Origin of the sequence: Microbacterium pseudoresistens (assembly GCF_013409745.1) — a bacterium.
GTDB lineage: Bacteria > Actinomycetota > Actinomycetes > Actinomycetales > Microbacteriaceae > Microbacterium > Microbacterium pseudoresistens.
Map to the genome: position 1 here is coordinate 1,910,652 of NZ_JACCBH010000001.1, position 15,936 is coordinate 1,926,587.

Consider the following 15,936-nt stretch of genomic DNA (forward strand, 5'->3'; position numbering starts at 1 on the left):
GCGAGGTCGGTGCGCGCGCGAAGGCGCATCCGATCGCTCCCATCCTATTCCCAGGTGGAGAGTGCGGGCGAGGAAGGGCATCCTAAGTGTCTCGATGTCGAGATATCTGCGCCTGTGGATAACTGGAGAGCGCGAGGATCGAACGGCGAAAGGGGCGGCGGATACCCTGGGGGGATGCGCGAACCCATCGACGACTTCTACGCGATCATCCCCGCCGGCGGGATCGGCAGCAGGCTCTGGCCGCTGTCGCGCGCGGATGCGCCCAAGTTCCTGCACGATCTCACCGGATCGGGGCGGTCGCTGCTGCGCGACACCTGGGACCGGCTGGAGCCGCTGACCGGTCCTGACCGGATCGCGGTGGTCACCGGGCGCGCGCACCGCGCCGCCGTCGAGGAGCAGCTGCCCGGCATCGACGACCGCAACGTGATCCTCGAGTCCGAGCCGCGAGAGTCGGCCGCGGCCATCGGGCTCGCGGCCGCCATCCTGCACCGACGCGACCCCGACGTGGTGGTCGGCTCGTTCAGCGCCGACCACGTCATCCGCGGCACGCGCGTGTTCGAGTTCGCCGTGCGCGACGCCGTCGAGGTGGCCAAAGAAGGCTACATCTGCACGATCGGCATCGCGCCGACCGAGCCCGCCGTCGGCTTCGGGTACATCAAGCGCGGCGGCGAACTCGTCGTCGACGGTGCGCGCGAGGCGGCCCTCGTGGAGCGCTTCGTGGAGAAGCCCGACCTTCAGACGGCGAAGGAGTACCTCGCCGAGCGCACCTACCTGTGGAACGCGGGCATGTTCATCAGCCGCGCCGATGTGCTGCTGCAGGAGCTGGAGATGCACCAGCCCGCCCTGCACGCGGGGCTCATGGAGCTCGCCGAGGCGTGGGACGACCGCGAGCGGCGGGGCCCCGCGGTCGACCGCATCTGGCCCTCGTTGCCGAAGATCGCGATCGACTACGCCGTCGCCGAGCCGGCGGCCGAGCGCGGCCGCCTCGCCGTGGTGCCCGGGCACTTCGACTGGGACGACGTGGGCGATTTCGCGTCGCTCACCAAGCTCATCTCCAACGGGCGCAAGAACGACCTCGCCGTGCTCGGGCCGCGCGCGCGGGTGCTCAGCGATGCCGCCAGCGGGATCCTCGTGAGCCAGACCTCTCGCGTGATCAGCCTCATCGGCGTGAAGGACATCGTCGTCGTCGACACCCCGGATGCGCTTCTGGTCACAACGACCGAGCATGCGCAGCGCGTGAAGGGCGTGGTCGAGTCGCTCAAGCTCACCGGCCGAGGCGACGTGCTCTGAGCCGGTTCCGCGCGCCGAAGTAGGCGCGGGAGCGCCCATCGTGCTCATGCGAGCACGCCCGCCCAGGCGTTGGTTTCAGGTTGATAACCATTCCCGAAGGCCACCATGCGCGCAGGTGCGCGCAGACGTCACAATCGGTAACTTTGAGCGATCCGCGATGGTCGCGGGTTCGTTCAGGGGAGGCAAGAGTTGACCATCTCTACCACCAAGAAGCTCGCCGGCATCACCGTCGCCGCGGGCGTGATCGCCGCTCTCGCCGGATGCGGCGCGGCACCCGAGAGCAACGGCGGATCGGCCGGCGGCGGAGAAGCCGCGACCGACTTCCTTCCGTGCATGGTCTCGGACGCCGGCGGGTTCGATGACAAGTCCTTCAACCAGCTCGGCTACGAGGGGCTGCTCGAGGCGGGCGACGACCTCGGCGTCACGCCGATCACCGTCGAGTCCAAGGACGAGTCCGAGTACGCGGGCAACATCTCCAGCCTCATCGACCAGAACTGCAACCTGATCGTCACGGTCGGCTTCCTCCTGGCCCCCGCAGCGGCCGAGGCGGCCGAGGCCAACCCCGACGTCGAGTTCGTCTCGATCGACGACATGGTCGACACCGACGGCGACGGCAAGACCGACTCCGAGAACGTCAAGCCGCTCGTGTACGACACGGCGCAGTCGGCGTTCCTCGCCGGATACGCCGCGGCGGCGTACAGCACGACCGGCAAGGTCGGCACGTTCGGCGGCATCAACATTCCCACGGTGTCCGTGTTCATGGACGGCTTCAAGCAGGGCGTCGAGTACTTCAACGCACAGAACAGCGGCAGCGTGCAGGTGATCGGCTGGGACGGCTCCGACGGCGTGTTCACCGGTGGGTTCGACGCCAACCAGGATGCGATCAACGCCGCGCAGGGCATCGTCGACCAGGGTGTCGACGTGCTGCTGCCCGTGGGCGGCCCGATCTACCAGAGCGCCGCATCGGTCATCCGCGATTCCGGTCGCGACATCGCGCTCGTCGGCGTCGACGCCGACGTCTACGAATCCGACCCGTCGGTGGCCGAGCTGATGCTCACCTCGATCCGCAAGGGCATGGACGTCTCCGTCAAGGAGGTCGTCGAGGCCGCGGCCAAGGGCGAGTTCGACGGTTCGCCCTACATCGGCACGCTGGAGAACGGCGGCGTCAGCCTCGCTCCGTTCCACGACTTCGAGTCGAAGGTTCCCGCGGGTCTGAAGGACGAGATCGAGAAGATCAAGGCCGGCATCATCGACGGCTCGATCCCGGTCGCGTCGTACCTCACTTCCTGATCGAAGACACAAGCGGGGAGGCCATGGCGGCCTCCCCGCTTTCTTCGTGTCGTCGGTGACGCAACCTGTCCATGACCACACCCGGTGAATAGGATCGGCCCATGAAGCTCGAACTCCACGGGATCACGAAGCGCTTCGGGACGTTCACGGCGAACGACCACATCGACCTCGTCGTGGAACCCGGAGAGATCCACTGCCTGCTCGGCGAGAACGGCGCAGGAAAATCCACTCTCATGAATGTCCTCTACGGGCTGTATCAGGCCGAGGAGGGCGAGATCCTCCTCGACGGCGTGCCCCAGAGATTCCAGGGTCCCGGAGACGCGATGCGCGCGGGGATCGGAATGGTCCACCAGCACTTCATGCTGGTCGACGTCTTCACGGTCGCCGAGAACGTCATGCTCGGCAACGAGGCCACCAAGGGCGGTGTGTTCCTCGATCTCGACGCGGCGTCCGCTCGCGTGCGGGAGATCTCCGACCGCTTCGGGTTCGACATCGATCCGGATGCCGTCGTCGAAGACCTCCCCGTGGGCGTGCAGCAGCGCGTCGAGATCATCAAGGCGCTCTCGCGCGACGCCGAGGTGCTCGTGTTCGATGAGCCCACCGCGGTTCTGACGCCGCAGGAGACCGACGAGCTGATGTCGATCATGCGCCAGCTGCGCGATGAGGGCACCGCGATCATCTTCATCACGCACAAGCTGCGCGAGGTGCGTGAGGTCGCCGACCGGATCACGGTCATCCGACTGGGCAAGATCGTCGGAGAGGCGCTTCCCACCGCATCCAGCGAGGAGCTGGCGACCATGATGGTCGGCCGCGAGGTGTCGCTGACCGTCGAGAAGGATCCGCCGACGCTGGGCGGCGAGGCCCTCGTGGTCACCGGGCTCACCGTGCTCAACGCCACGGGCCAGGCCGTCGTCGACGACGTGTCGTTCGAGGTGCGCGCGGGCGAGATCCTCGCTGTGGCCGGCGTGCAGGGCAACGGTCAGACCGAGCTCGTCGAGGCGATGATGGGCCTGCAGGATCACGTGCAGGGCAGCATCACGCTGGACGGGCACGAGCTCGTCGGGCGCTCCGTGCGGCGGATCCTCGACGCCGGTGTCGGCTTCGTCCCCGAGGACCGCAACGAAGACGGCCTGGTGGCCGAGTTCACGATCGCCGAGAACCTCATGCTCGACCGCTCCAACGGCGAGCCGTTCGTGCGTCGCGGCGCGATCCGGCGCGGGGCGCTGGCGGAGTTCGCCGCGGAGAAGTTCGAGGAGTTCGACGTGCGCGCCTCCGGCATCGACGTCGCTGTCGGGCGCCTGTCGGGCGGCAACCAGCAGAAGGTCGTGCTGGCGCGCGAGCTCAGCCGCGACCTGCGTCTGTTCGTGGCCGCCCAGCCCACCCGCGGGGTCGACGTGGGCTCGATCGAGTTCATCCACAAGCGGATCGTCGCCACGCGCGATGAGGGCGTTCCCGTGCTCGTCGTGTCGACCGAGCTCGACGAGATCGCCGCGCTCGCCGACCGCATCCTGGTCATGTATCGGGGGCGGATCGTCGGAATCGTTCCCGGCGACACCTCACGCCGCGACCTCGGGCTCATGATGGCGGGCGAAGCCCCTGCGCACGAAGGGAGCGTTGCATGAGCGCCACCGCGACCACCACGGAAGACCTCGAGCGGGCGCCGGAGCCCTCGCGCTGGAACGTCGCGCTGCGGGAGATCTCGCAGAGCAACGGCCTGGTGATCCTGCTCGCCGTCGTGCTCTCGTTCGTGATCGGCGGCATCATGATCGCCGCGACCGACAAGGGCGTGCAGCAGGCGGCGGGCTACTTCTTCGCCCGCCCGACCGACACGCTCGGCGCCATCTGGGATGCCGTGGCCGGCGCGTACACCGCGCTGTTCCGCGGGTCGATCTTCAACTACGAGGCGGCCACGTTCGAGCGCGCGATCCGCCCGTTCACCGAGACGCTCACGTTCGCGACGCCGCTGATCGCGGCGGGTCTCGGAGTTGCTCTCGCCTTCCGCATCGGCATGTTCAACATCGGTGGTCGCGGACAGATGCTCGTGGCGGCCTCGGCCGCCGGCTGGGTCGGCTTCGCGGTCGACCTGCCCTGGGGGCTGCACATGCTCATCGCCCTCGTCGTGGGCATCGCCGCCGGCGCGATCTGGGGCGGGATCGTCGGTCTGCTCAAAGCCAAGACCGGCGCGCACGAGGTGATCGTCACGATCATGCTCAACTACGTCGCCTACTACCTCGTGTCGTGGATGCTGCGCACCCCCGGCCTGCTGCAGGCGCCCGGATCGAGCAACCCGAAGTCGCCGGCGATGAAGGAGACGGCCGTCTTCCCGCCGCTGCTCGGCGACCGGTTCAACCTCAACGCCGGGTTCATCCTCGTCATCCTCGCCACGGTGCTGGTCTGGTGGATCCTCAGCCGTTCCAGCCTTGGATTCCGCTTCCGCGCGGTGGGTGAGAACCCGCATGCCGCGCGCACGGCGGGCATCGACGTCAACCGGATGTACATCGTGGGCATGCTGCTGGCCGGAGGCCTGGTGGGCCTGGCCGGCGTCAACCAGGTGCTCGGCGCGTCGACGACCGGCGTCACCTCGGGGGTGGATGCGGGGATCGGCTTCGACGCGATCACCGTCGCCCTGCTCGGACGCTCCACGCCGTGGGGCACGTTCGCCGCCGGCCTGCTGTTCGGCGCCCTCAAGGCGGGCAGCTTCACGATGAAGGCCGCCGAGCAGATCCCGCTCGAGATCGTCACCGTCGTGCAGTCGTTCATCGTTCTGTTCATCGCGGCGCCTCCGCTCGTGCGAGCGATCTTCTTCCTGCCGTCGCCGGAGCGCACCCGGCGGCGCGAGGCGCGCAGACGGAAGAAGCAGTTGCGCGCCGACGTGATCGCGGCGACCGAGGAGGCAGCACGATGAGCGGCGTTCTGAGCGCACCCGAGACGCCGGTGCCCACGGTCGCGCCCGTCGTCGTTCCGCGTAACTGGAAGACGCCCGTCGTACTCGTGGTGTTCAGCGTGCTGTTCGCGCTCGTCGTGCTCATCGCGCATCGCCGCGGCGAGACGACGTTCCGGCTGTCCACCGGGTCGGATGCCGTGGTGCTGCCCGACTTCGTCGTGCCCGTGGCAGTGACGGCGTGGGTGAGCATCGTCGCCTCGGTGCTGCTGACGGCGCTGGCCGCCTGGTATGCGTACGGCCGCCGCCGCGTGCCGCTGTGGCTCATCTCGCTGTACATTCTCGTGATCGTTTTCGGGTTCCTCGCCTGGGCCGCAGCGGGTAAGACTCTGCCCATCCCCGGCCTGCTGGCGGGATCGCTCGCCCTGGCCGTGCCGCTCATCTACGGCGCCCTGGGCGGCGTGATCGGCGAGCGCGTGGGCGTGGTGAACATCGCGATCGAGAGCCAGCTGCTCGGCGGCGCGTTCTGCGCGGCCGTCGTGGCGACCCTGACCGGCTCGCCGACGCTCGGACTGCTGGCGGCGATGGTCGCCGGAGCGGCCGTGGGCGCGGTGCTGGCGGCGTTCGCGATCGTGTACTTCGTCGAGCAGGTCATCATCGGCGTCGTACTGAACGTGCTCGTGGCGGGCCTCACCAGCTTCCTGTACTCGCAGGTGCTGCAGCCGAACGCCGCGACGCTGAACACGCCGCCGCGCTTCGACCGGCTGCCCATCCCGCTGCTCAGCGACATCCCGATCATCGGGCCGGTGTTCTTCCGGCAGACGTTCCTCGTGTACCTGATGTACGCGCTGATCGTCATCGTCTCCATCGCGATGTTCCGCACGCGGTGGGGTCTGCGGATGCGCGCGGTCGGAGAGCACCCCAAGGCCGCCGACACCGTCGGCATCGATGTGGGGCGCACCCGCTTCGTCAACGTCATGATCGCCGGTGCGATCGCGGGCGCGGGCGGCACCGTGTTCACCGTGGGCAACGGCATCGCCTTCAACCAGGAGATGACGGCGGGTGCGGGATATATCGCGCTGGCCGCCGTGATCTTCGGCCAGTGGCATCCGATCAAGGCGACGCTCGCGGCGCTGCTGTTCGGCTTCGCGTCGAACCTGCAGAACACCCTCAAGGTCGTCGGATCGCCGGTGCCGAGCGAGTTCATGCTCATGCTGCCGTACCTCGTGACGATCTTCGTCGTCGCGGGGGTCGTCGGAAAGTCGCGGGCGCCCGCGGCCGACGGCATCCCGTACATCAAGTCCTGATCGTGTGAGGAGCGAGATGACCGACATCGACTGGGACGAGCTGCGTCAGGTCGCCACCGACGCCATGCAGCACGCCTACGCCCCGTATTCGCGCTACCGGGTGGGGGCCTCGGCGCTCGTGGGCGATGGGCGGATCGTGTCGGGCTGCAACGTCGAGAACGCCTCGTACGGCGTCGGCCTGTGCGCCGAGTGCGCCCTCGTGGGCGATCTGCACATGTCCGGCGGCGGCCAGCTCGTCGCCTTCGTCTGCGTGAACGGTGAGGGCGAGACGATCATGCCGTGCGGCCGGTGCCGCCAGCTGCTGTTCGAGCATGCGATGCCGGGGATGCTGCTGGAGACCGTGTCGGGTATCCGCACGATCGACGAGGTGCTGCCCGACGCGTTCGGGCCGCGCGATCTGGAGGAGGTGCGATGAGCGGCGAGCAGCAGGCGGCGATCGAGCCGTTCGACGCGGTCGACGTCATCCGCGCCAAGCGCGACGGCGGCGCGGTTCCCGACGACGCCCTGCGCTGGATGGTCGACGCGTACACGCGCGGTTACGTCTCGGATGCGCAGATGGCCTCGTTCGCGATGGCCGTGCTGCAGCGCGGCATGCAGCGCGACGAGATCCGCGTGCTCACCGACGCCATGATCGCCTCGGGCGAGCGGATGAGCTTCGCGAACCTCGGCAAGAAGACCGTCGACAAGCACTCCACGGGGGGCGTGGGCGACAAGATCACGCTGCCGCTCGCGCCGTTGGTGGCCTCGTTCGGGGTGGCCGTGCCGCAGCTGAGCGGTCGGGGCCTCGGGCACACGGGCGGAACGCTCGACAAGCTCGAGTCGATCCCCGGCTGGCGTGCAGCACTGAGCAACGACGAGATGCTCGCCCAGATGCAGAGCGACGTCGGCGCGGTCATCTGCGCGGCGGGCTCGGGCCTCGCGCCTGCCGACAAGAAACTGTACGCACTCCGTGACGTCACGGGCACGGTCGAGGCGATCCCGCTGATCGCCTCGAGCATCATGTCGAAGAAGATCGCCGAGGGCACCGACGCGCTCGTGCTCGATGTGAAGTTCGGCTCCGGCGCCTTCATGCAGGACATCGAGCGCGCCCGCGAGCTGGCCCGCACCATGGTCGAGCTGGGTACGGACTCGGGTGTGGCGACGACGGCGCTGCTGACCGACATGAACGTGCCGCTGGGACTGGCGATCGGCAATGCGAACGAGGTGCGCGAATCCGTGGAGGTGCTCGCCGGTGGTGGGCCCGCCGATGTGCGCGAGCTCACGATTGCCCTGGCCCGTGAGATGCTCGCACTGAGCGGGCTGCCCGAGGCGGACGTCGAGGCGGTGCTGGACGGCGGGCGCGCGATGGACGTGTGGAACGCCATGATCCGCGCGCAGGGTGGCGATCCGCACGCGCCGCTGCCGACGCCGCGCGAGACGCACACCGTGACCGCGGATGCCGATGGCTTCGTCACCAGGATGGATGCGCTGCCTTTCGGCGTGGCCGCGTGGCGGCTGGGCGCGGGTCGTGCGCGTGCGGAGGATCCGGTCGTGCACGCCGCGGGCATCGATCTGCACGCCAAGCCCGGCGACGCGGTGCGCGCGGGTCTGCCGCTGTTCACCTTGTCGGCCGACGACGATGCGCGCTTCGCACGTGCTCTCGAAGCGCTGGAGGGCGCGTGGGCGATCGGCGCCGAGCGCCCGGCATCTGCCCCGCTCGTGCGGGAGCGGATCACCGCCTAGGCTGATCAATCGACGGGCGGTCATCGCGCGTCGATTCCGCATCCGTCCTTGAGAGGATCCGCCATGTCGATCGACGCGAACGGCGACGTCGCCGTGGACGGGGTGTCGCTGCGCAGCCTGCCCAAGATCTCGCTGCACGATCACCTCGACGGCGCCCTGCGTCCCGAGACGATCATCGAGCTCGCCGACGACGCCGGCGCACCGGTGCCGGAGAGCGATCCGGATGCCCTGGCCGACTGGTTCGCGAAGCAGTGCGATGGCGGGTCGCTGGGGGAGTATCTGAAGACCTTCGACCTCACGACGTCGGTGATGCAGAGCGCCGACGCGCTGCGTCGCGTCGCGCGCGAGTTCGTCGAAGATCTCGTCGACGACGGCGTCGTCTACGGCGAGATGCGCTGGGCGCCCGAGCAGCACCTCGCCGGAGGCCTGTCGCTCGAGCAGGCCGTGGAGGCCGTGCAGGAGGGCATCGAGGAGGGCGAGGATGCCGCCGATTCCGACGGCCACGGCATCCGGGTCGGCCAGCTCATCACGGCGATGCGCCACACGGATCGTTCGCGCGAGATCGCCGAGATCGCCGTCGCCTTCCGCGACCGCGGGGTCGTAGGCTTCGACATCGCGGGGCCAGAAGACGGCTTCCCGCCGTCGCGCCATCGCGCGGCGTTCGACTATCTCGCCGAGAACCTGTTCCCCGTGACGGTGCACGCAGGCGAGGCCGCGGGGGTCGAATCGATCCGTTCCGCACTGCTCGACGGACGTGCGCTGCGGCTGGGCCACGGCGTGCGCATCGCGCAGGACCTGCGCATCATGGGCGCCGACGGCGACGCCGTGCAGGTGCGCTTCGGCGACGTGGCGCGGTGGGTGCGCGACCGGGAGATCCCGCTCGAGCTCTCGCCGTCGTCCAACCTGCAGACCGGTGCCGTTGCCGCGTGGGGGTCGGACATCGCCGATCACCCCTTTGACCTGCTGTACCAACTTGGCTTCTCGGTGACGGTGAACGTCGACAACCGCACCATGAGCGCGACCTCGCTGACGCGCGAGCTCGCCCTGCTCGTCGACGCCTTCGGCTACGGGCTCGACGACCTCGAGGCGTTCCAGTTCAACGCCGCATCCGGGGCGTTTCTGCCCGTGGAAGAGCGCGAGGAGCTCGTCGAGATCATCGCCGAGGGCTTCCGCGGCTGACACGCCTTTTCTGGGGGTTGGAGGTCCTCCTCCCCACACGGCGTGACCGGGAGGATATCCCCGAGACGTGGGGAAGCGCCGGCGGACGAGATCTGTCTAGGGCAAGGTGCACCCATGAATGCGTGCATCGAGATTCTGCAGGGTTCGCGGCTGGGAGCCATCCGGCGGCGCGGCGAGGTCTATCGCTCGCCCGCGGTCGACGTCCCGCTCGTACGGCTGCGTCCGGGCGCGTATGCCTCCGCGGATGCGTGGGGAGCCGCGCGCCCCGAGGATCGTGTCGTGGCTCGTGCGCGGGCGCTGCGACTGACGGCGGCCGAGTCGCCCGTGTTCTCGCACGAGACGGCCGCCGCCATCCATGGTCTTCCGCTGTACCGTCCCGATCCGGACCGTGTGCACATCAGCCTCGACGATGCACGGCCCGGCGCGGCCCACGGCACCGTGCGGCATCGCTCGCAGCTGAGGGATGACGAGGTCGTCGAGGTCGACGGCTTGCGGTGCACGTCCTTGATCCGCACGGTCGCGGATGTGGCGCGCACCGCGACGTTCGAGCGCGCGGTCGTCGTCGCCGATGCCGCTCTTCGGGTGGTCGCGGGGCGCGTACGGCAGGGTTATGACGAGGATTCGGCTGCCGATTTCGTGGGCGAGTGTGGCATGATCGCGGAGCGGTCGGCGCACGGCCGGGCACGCGGCGCGATCTCTCCCCTTCGCCGACGGCCGTGCTCAGCTGCCCGGCGAGAGCATCAGTCGCATAAGGCTGCGTGAACTGGGGTTTCGAGATCTGCGGCTTCAGCATCCGGTCGCAGGCCCGCCGGGGACGCCGACGTTCTTCGTCGATTTCGCGTGCGACGGCCCCGGCACACGATGGCTGGGCGAGTTCGACGGCCGGGTCAAGTACGACGACGAGCGGATGCGGCGTGGGCGCTCGCCCGACGAGGTCTTCCACGAGGAGAAGCGCAGGGAGGACTGGATCCGCGGCGTCGAGCAGCGCCCCCTGGCCCGCTGGGGATGGACTCACCTCACCGACGCGGCGACCCTTGCTCGGCGCCTCGCGGCCTTTCGCATCCGTCCGCCCGCCTAAGCCCCGGGTTTGGGGCAGGTTCTCGTGTTTGGGGCGGGGAATCTCCGCCCCAAACACGAGAATCCGCCCCAAACCGAGGGAGGGGAGAGGGAGGGAGGGGGACGGGTCAGGGGGCCGCGACGCCGGGGTGCGTCGCGAGGTACTCCTCGAACGCCTCGCGACTCGTGCGGGCGGGGGTGAAGCCGAACTCCGCCTTCAGCCGGTCGTTGGCGAGCACCGGGCGGTAGCGGAGGAAGCGCACCTTCTCGGGGCCGTGCTCGGTCAGACGCAGCGCGTGTCCGATGCGCAGCGCGGCGCTCAGCGTCCACGCGGGAATCGTCAGCAGCGGCTTGCCCAGTCGTGCGGCGATCTCCGTCACGGTGAGTGCGCCGTCTCCGGCGACGTTGTAGATGCCCGCCGGGCCGCCGGTTGCGGCGCGCGTCATGGCGGCGGCGACGTCGTCGGCCCAGATGAACACGAACGGCGAGTCGGATCCGGCGATGTGCAGGATGCGTCTGCCGTCCCACAGCGCCGTGATCTGGTTGCGCACGGTCGGCCCCAGGATCGTGCCGATGCGGAACACCACCTGCTCCAGTTCCGGATGCTCCTGTCGAGCCTCGGCGAGCATGTCCTCCACGAGGCGCTTGTGCTTCGAGTACGGGAACTCGTCGCTGCCGCGGGCCGGCACGTCTTCGTCGATCCAGGCGGGGGAGTCGGCGTGGTATCCGTAGGCGGCGCCGGAGCTCGACACGACGATCCGCCGCACTCCCGTGGCGATGCAGGCGTCGAGCACATGCCTCGTGCCCTCGACGTCGACGCGGTATTCGAGGTCGACGTCGCGCCCCGGGTTCACGATCGCCGCGAGATGGATGACGGTGTCGATGCCGTGCCGCTCCAGCACCGGCGCGATGCCGGTCGTATCGGTGACGTCCACCGTCTCCGACACGACGCCGGGTGTCGCGGAGGCGCGTACGTCGCCGCAGACGACGAGCTCGACATCCGGATGGGCGGCGAGCAGCCGGGTCACGTGCGAGCCGAGGAATCCTGCCCCGCCCGTGACGAGCACGCGCGTCACGATGACACCTCCGCGACGGTGCGTCCGGTGGCGTCACCCGTGGACGATCCTGTGCGCCTCCGGGTGTGCGCGGCCCACAGGCTCGCCACGACCAGGCCCGCCACGATGTCCCAGATGCCCCACCAGCCGGCGACGATGGCCATGCCGCCCAGCCCGCCGAAGAAGGTGAAGACGAGGCCCAGCCCGAGCCCGGCATTGCGGATGCCGACCTCGAACGTCATCGCCTTGCGCTCGCGCGTGCCCAGCCCGCCCAGCACGGCGGTGCCGTAGCCGAGGGCGAGGGCGACCGCGTCGTGGACGGCTACGACGAGCAGCACGATCCCGATGACCGAGAGGAACACGGCCCAGTTGCCGACGAGGGCCCCGACGATGAAGCCGACCAGCGCGATCAGGCTGAACCACTTGACGAACGGCTGCACTCTGGCGGCCAGCCGCGGCAGCTTCGCGCGCACGAGCAGGCCGATGGCGAAGGGCACACCGATGATGAGCAGGATCTCGGCGAGCATCTGCCACGGGTTCAGCGCCACGGCCACGAGCAACTCGTGCGCTGTGGGGTGCAGCGAACCCCAGAACGCGATGCTCAGCGGCATGGCGACGATGTAGAGCAGGTTGCCCACGCCGGTCATCGACACCGACAGGGCCACGTTTCCGCCGGAGCGGTGCGTGAGCACCTGCGAGATGTTGCCCGGCGGGCAGCACGCGACGAGAATCATCCCCAGCGCCATCGACGGCGTCACCGGCAGCACGAGGGTGAGCAGGAACGTCACCACGGGCAGCAGCAGGAGCTGCGCGAGGATGCCGATGATGAAGGGCCTGGGGTGCTTGGCCACCACCCGGAAGTCAGCGGGCGCGGTGTCGAGGGCGATCCCCAGCATGATCAGCGCCAGCACGACGTTGAGGATCATCAGCGTGCCGGGCGTGAAGCTCAGGACGATGTCGTCGACGTTCATGCCGCCGCCTCGATGCCCTGGCGCTCGGTACGCACGGCCCGGCGATAGGCGTCTTTGTTGACGTAGTACGACATCCGATCCAGCCCCAGGTACTTGTACCCTCCGGTGAGATCGGGCCAGGGGGAGTCGTTCACCCTGGTGCGGAAGCGCGCCGCGCGAGCCGGATCGTTCTCGAGCGCTGCGAGGTAGGTCGCCACGAGCTCGGCCTGCTCGAACCGGCCCTGCCAGCCGATGCCGGACGCCTCGATCATCCCCATGACGTAGAGGCCGTTGAACGACGGCGGGAACACGTTCATGAACAGTCGGGGCGAGGCGCCGCGCCACTGCAGATGCTCCCGGTCGACGAAGGGGTAGTCGAGCGTGTACCCGGTGGCGAGCAGGATGAGGTCGTAGTCGGCGTGCGACCCGTCGCGGAAGTGCACGGTCGATCCGTCGAAGCGCTCGATGTCGGCGCGGATGCGCAGATCGCCCTGACCGAGATGGTTCAGGATGAGCGTGTTCACGATGGGGTGGGACTCGTAGATCTTGTAGTCCGGTGCGGGGAAGCCGAAGCGCACGGGATCGCCGGTGAACATCTTCAGCACGCGCGAGTCGAGGGCCTGCTTGAGCCGGGCCGGCAGCGGACGGCCCTGGTTGAGCGTGTCGCTGGGACGGCCGAAGATGTACCGCGGCACGAAGTAGTAGCCGCGGCGCACGCTCATGTCGACGCTCGCCGCGTGATGCACGGCGTCGACGGCGATGTCGCATCCGGAGTTGCCCGCCCCGATGATGAGCACGCGCTTGCCGGTGAGCTGGTCGGCGCTCTTGTATGCGCTCGTGTGCATGATCTCGCCGGAGAACTCGCCCGGAAAAGCGGGGACGTTCGGCTCGGCCAGTGTGCCGTTGGCCAGCACGACGCCCGCGTAGTGCCGCGTGATCGCGCCGTCCGGACCCTCGGCGGTGAGATCCCATCCCTCGCCCTGCGGTTCGAGACGGGTCACCTTCGTCTCGAAGCGGAACAGCTCGAGCAGGCCGAAGTGCTCGGCGTACTGCTGGAAATAGTCGCGGAGCACGCGGTGACCGGGGTAGTCGGCGTCGCTGCTCATCGGGAACTCTGCGAACTCGGTCGTCGTGCGCGACGAGATCAGATGCGCTGACTCGTACATCGTGCTGCGCGGATTCGAGATGTCCCACAGCCCTCCCACGCCGTGCGCGGCCTCATAGCCGTCGACGAGGATGCCCTGCTTCTGCAGAGCGCGGGCGGCGGCGAGGCCGGAAGGACCGGCGCCGATCACGGCATAGGCGTTCATGGTTCTCCTGCACGGCGTTGACCTGCGCGGCGTTGACTTGCACAGCGGCGTGCGGGTCGGGGAGCCCCCTTCGGGTGGGGGTCAGAACATGTTAGCCGTTGTTAACCGAAAATCACGACACGGATCCACACCCCGGAGGACGAACCGGCTCAGAGAGCGGCCTGGCGGGCGGCGACCACCGCGCGCACGGGGTCGAACAGAGGGTGATCGGTCGCGAGCCCGGTGACCTGCAGGGTGAACGCGTCGGCATCCTCGGTGCGCAGCAGCTCCTGCATCCGCACCGATTCCTCGTCGTCGGCCACGTCGAAGTGCAGCGCGGCGCCGATGGCCTCGACGAGGGCGCGCGTGCTCAGACCCTGCTCTGCGGCGACGGATGCCGGGCCCACGAAGCGCTCGTGCCGCGACAGCTTGCGCAGCGGCTGACGCCCCACGCGCTGCACGGTGTCGGGCAGCTGCGGGTTGCGGAACCGGTCGAGGATCGTGGCGCGATACGCGGTCATGTCCTCAGGGTCCAGGCCATGCACGGCGCACAGCATCGCCGAGGTCTCCTGCAGGGCGGCTTCGACGCGGGCCGCGACCTCGGGGTCGGCGAGCGCCTCGGCGATGCGCTCGTGCCCGCGCTCGGCACCGAAATAGGCTGTGCACGCGTGCCCGGTGTTCACGGTGAACAGCTTGCGCTCGATGTAGGGGCACAGGTCGTCGACGAAATGCGCGCCGGGGACGTGCGGGAGCTCGCCCTGGAACGGCCCCTGCTCGATCGCCCACTCGAAGTACGGCTCGACGGTCACGTCCACCCCGGGATTGTCCTGGGGGGCGGGCACGATGCGGTCGACCGCGGTATTGGCGAAGCGGGCGCGGGCCAGCGCCTCGGGCCCGCCGCCGGACTGCGCCACGGCGCCCTCCACCTCGGCACGGAGGATGTCGGTCGCCCCGATCGCGTTCTCGCAGGCCATGACGGCCAGCGGCGGCGCGTCCGGCGCACGGCGGAGGAGTCCCGCCGCGATGGTCGGGGCGACGAAGCGCAGCACGGTGGGCCCGACGGCCGTGGTCACCACGTCGGCCGTGGCGACCTCGTCGGCGGCGCTCTCGGGGTCGGCCCCGCTGTCGATCGCCCGGAACCCGGTCACCTCGCGGTCCACGCCGCCGGGGCCGACTTCATGCACGGTGTACGCGGACTCGGCGTTGATGGCCTCGACGAGGGCCGAGGCCACGTCGGAGAAGACGAGCTCGTACCCGCCCTCGTGCAGCAGCAGGCCCACGAATCCGCGCCCGATGTTTCCCGCGCCGAAGTGCACTGCCTTCATCGTCGAACCCCGTTCATCCTTGGCCGTCCCGGCCCGTCCACCGCTTCGTCGTTCGCTGCGGATCAGTTGTTCATTGCTGATCGTTCACCGCGGACAGGAGCGCGAACAGCTCCTCCGGCGTCTGCGCGGCCGAGAGCTTGGCGACCTCGTCGTCTTCGGAGAACAGCAGCGCGATCTGCGACAGGATCTCCAGGTGCGCATCGCCCTTGCCCGCGATGCCGATCACGAACGTCACCGGTTCGCCCGCCCAGTCGACGCCGCCGTCGTATCGCACGACCGACAGCGCCGAGTCGAGGATGGTGTCCTTCATCTCGTTGGTGCCGTGCGGGATCGCCAGGCCGTTGCCCATGAAGGTCGACACGGTCTGCTCGCGCTGACGCATCGCATCCAGGTAGGCGGGGGTGACGGCGCCGGCGGCGACCAGGATGTCGGCCGCCTCCTGAAGCGCGGCCTCCTGGTCGGCGCTTCCGGAGTGGATGCGGACCTGTCCCACGTCGAGAACGCTCATGATCTCTTCCTTCTCTCGCTCGGTGCGTTACTGGTGCGCACCATGATCCTCCATCCGGAGGCCGGTGGGCCGGAGGCGGTCCGG

General features: G+C 69.1%; 15 protein-coding genes. 10 read left to right on the forward strand and 5 right to left on the reverse strand.

Annotated features, from left to right (window positions below):
• Positions 1 to 174 precede the first annotated feature (174 nt).
• The 10 genes from BKA02_RS09495 to BKA02_RS09540 all read left to right on the forward strand — a co-directional run bounded on the left by BKA02_RS09495 (position 175) and on the right by BKA02_RS09540 (position 10,747).
• Positions 175 to 1,290, forward strand: a complete 1,116-nt coding sequence (locus tag BKA02_RS09495) for a mannose-1-phosphate guanylyltransferase (protein ID WP_179433484.1) — start codon at positions 175 to 177, stop codon at positions 1,288 to 1,290.
• Positions 1,291 to 1,479: 189 nt separating this feature from the next.
• Complete coding sequence (locus BKA02_RS09500; protein ID WP_218844505.1) at positions 1,480 to 2,580, forward strand: BMP family lipoprotein; 1,101 nt, start codon at positions 1,480 to 1,482, stop codon at positions 2,578 to 2,580.
• A 101-nt stretch (positions 2,581 to 2,681) separates the two neighbouring features.
• Positions 2,682 to 4,202: an ABC transporter ATP-binding protein gene (locus BKA02_RS09505; protein ID WP_179433486.1), complete on the forward strand. Its 1,521-nt coding sequence runs from the start codon at positions 2,682 to 2,684 to the stop codon at positions 4,200 to 4,202.
• Positions 4,199 to 5,485, forward strand: a complete 1,287-nt coding sequence (locus tag BKA02_RS09510) for an ABC transporter permease (RefSeq protein WP_179433488.1) — start codon at positions 4,199 to 4,201, stop codon at positions 5,483 to 5,485. Before BKA02_RS09505 ends, BKA02_RS09510 begins: the two co-directional genes overlap by 4 nt.
• Entirely contained in the window at positions 5,482 to 6,768 is a 1,287-nt protein-coding gene (locus BKA02_RS09515) for an ABC transporter permease (protein WP_179433490.1), read from the forward strand. Before BKA02_RS09510 ends, BKA02_RS09515 begins: the two co-directional genes overlap by 4 nt.
• Positions 6,769 to 6,784: 16 nt before the next feature.
• Positions 6,785 to 7,183, forward strand: a complete 399-nt coding sequence (locus BKA02_RS09520) for a cytidine deaminase (protein ID WP_179433492.1) — start codon at positions 6,785 to 6,787, stop codon at positions 7,181 to 7,183.
• Positions 7,180 to 8,490, forward strand: coding sequence for a thymidine phosphorylase (locus BKA02_RS09525; RefSeq protein WP_179433494.1), 1,311 nt, complete (start codon positions 7,180 to 7,182; stop codon positions 8,488 to 8,490). Before BKA02_RS09520 ends, BKA02_RS09525 begins: the two co-directional genes overlap by 4 nt.
• A gap of 63 nt (positions 8,491 to 8,553) precedes the next feature.
• Positions 8,554 to 9,669, forward strand: coding sequence for an adenosine deaminase (locus BKA02_RS09530; RefSeq protein ID WP_179433496.1), 1,116 nt, complete (start codon positions 8,554 to 8,556; stop codon positions 9,667 to 9,669).
• A gap of 114 nt (positions 9,670 to 9,783) precedes the next feature.
• Positions 9,784 to 10,431, forward strand: coding sequence for a hypothetical protein (locus BKA02_RS09535; protein WP_179433498.1), 648 nt, complete (start codon positions 9,784 to 9,786; stop codon positions 10,429 to 10,431).
• A gap of 145 nt (positions 10,432 to 10,576) precedes the next feature.
• A complete protein-coding gene (locus BKA02_RS09540) occupies positions 10,577 to 10,747 on the forward strand; it encodes a hypothetical protein (RefSeq protein WP_179433500.1) in 171 nt (56 codons plus the stop codon).
• 106 nt (positions 10,748 to 10,853) lie between these two features.
• Here the strand turns inward: BKA02_RS09540 and BKA02_RS09545 are convergent, their stop codons facing one another.
• The 5 genes from BKA02_RS09545 to BKA02_RS14235 form a co-directional block, all read right to left on the reverse strand.
• Positions 10,854 to 11,801, reverse strand: coding sequence for an NAD-dependent epimerase/dehydratase family protein (locus BKA02_RS09545; RefSeq protein ID WP_179433502.1), 948 nt, complete (start codon positions 11,799 to 11,801; stop codon positions 10,854 to 10,856).
• Positions 11,798 to 12,751: a bile acid:sodium symporter family protein gene (locus BKA02_RS09550; protein ID WP_179433504.1), complete on the reverse strand. Its 954-nt coding sequence runs from the start codon at positions 12,749 to 12,751 to the stop codon at positions 11,798 to 11,800. Before BKA02_RS09550 ends, BKA02_RS09545 begins: the two co-directional genes overlap by 4 nt.
• Positions 12,748 to 14,040 carry a flavin-containing monooxygenase gene (locus BKA02_RS09555; protein WP_179433506.1) on the reverse strand — a complete coding sequence of 431 codons (1,293 nt, stop codon included), beginning with the start codon at positions 14,038 to 14,040 and terminating at the stop codon, positions 12,748 to 12,750. The genes BKA02_RS09550 and BKA02_RS09555 overlap by 4 nt, the downstream gene beginning before the upstream one ends.
• 149 nt (positions 14,041 to 14,189) lie before the next feature.
• Positions 14,190 to 15,344: a mannitol-1-phosphate 5-dehydrogenase gene (locus tag BKA02_RS09560; protein WP_179433508.1), complete on the reverse strand. Its 1,155-nt coding sequence runs from the start codon at positions 15,342 to 15,344 to the stop codon at positions 14,190 to 14,192.
• A 70-nt stretch (positions 15,345 to 15,414) separates the two neighbouring features.
• The gene (locus BKA02_RS14235) at positions 15,415 to 15,852 is read right to left on the reverse strand and encodes a PTS mannitol transporter subunit IIA (protein WP_218844506.1); all 438 of its coding nucleotides are present in this window, start codon (positions 15,850 to 15,852) and stop codon (positions 15,415 to 15,417) included.
• Between the last annotated feature and the right edge of the window lie 84 nt (positions 15,853 to 15,936).

Excerpts from the sequence above, each read along its gene's own strand:
- BKA02_RS09495 (WP_179433484.1), top strand. The coding sequence starts at position 175 with ATGCGCGAACCCATCGACGACTTCTACGCGATCATCCCCGCCGGCGGG.
- BKA02_RS09505 (WP_179433486.1), top strand. The coding sequence starts at position 2,682 with ATGAAGCTCGAACTCCACGGGATCACGAAGCGCTTCGGGACGTTCACG.
- BKA02_RS09510 (WP_179433488.1), top strand. The coding sequence starts at position 4,199 with ATGAGCGCCACCGCGACCACCACGGAAGACCTCGAGCGGGCGCCGGAG.
- BKA02_RS09515 (WP_179433490.1), top strand. The coding sequence starts at position 5,482 with ATGAGCGGCGTTCTGAGCGCACCCGAGACGCCGGTGCCCACGGTCGCG.
- BKA02_RS09520 (WP_179433492.1), top strand. The coding sequence starts at position 6,785 with ATGACCGACATCGACTGGGACGAGCTGCGTCAGGTCGCCACCGACGCC.
- BKA02_RS09525 (WP_179433494.1), top strand. The coding sequence starts at position 7,180 with ATGAGCGGCGAGCAGCAGGCGGCGATCGAGCCGTTCGACGCGGTCGAC.
- BKA02_RS09530 (WP_179433496.1), top strand. The coding sequence starts at position 8,554 with ATGTCGATCGACGCGAACGGCGACGTCGCCGTGGACGGGGTGTCGCTG.
- BKA02_RS09535 (WP_179433498.1), top strand. The coding sequence starts at position 9,784 with ATGAATGCGTGCATCGAGATTCTGCAGGGTTCGCGGCTGGGAGCCATC.
- BKA02_RS09540 (WP_179433500.1), top strand. The coding sequence starts at position 10,577 with ATGCGGCGTGGGCGCTCGCCCGACGAGGTCTTCCACGAGGAGAAGCGC.
- BKA02_RS09550 (WP_179433504.1), bottom strand. The coding sequence starts at position 12,751 with ATGAACGTCGACGACATCGTCCTGAGCTTCACGCCCGGCACGCTGATG.
- BKA02_RS09555 (WP_179433506.1), bottom strand. The coding sequence starts at position 14,040 with ATGAACGCCTATGCCGTGATCGGCGCCGGTCCTTCCGGCCTCGCCGCC.
- BKA02_RS09560 (WP_179433508.1), bottom strand. The coding sequence starts at position 15,344 with ATGAAGGCAGTGCACTTCGGCGCGGGAAACATCGGGCGCGGATTCGTG.
- BKA02_RS14235 (WP_218844506.1), bottom strand. The coding sequence starts at position 15,852 with ATGAGCGTTCTCGACGTGGGACAGGTCCGCATCCACTCCGGAAGCGCC.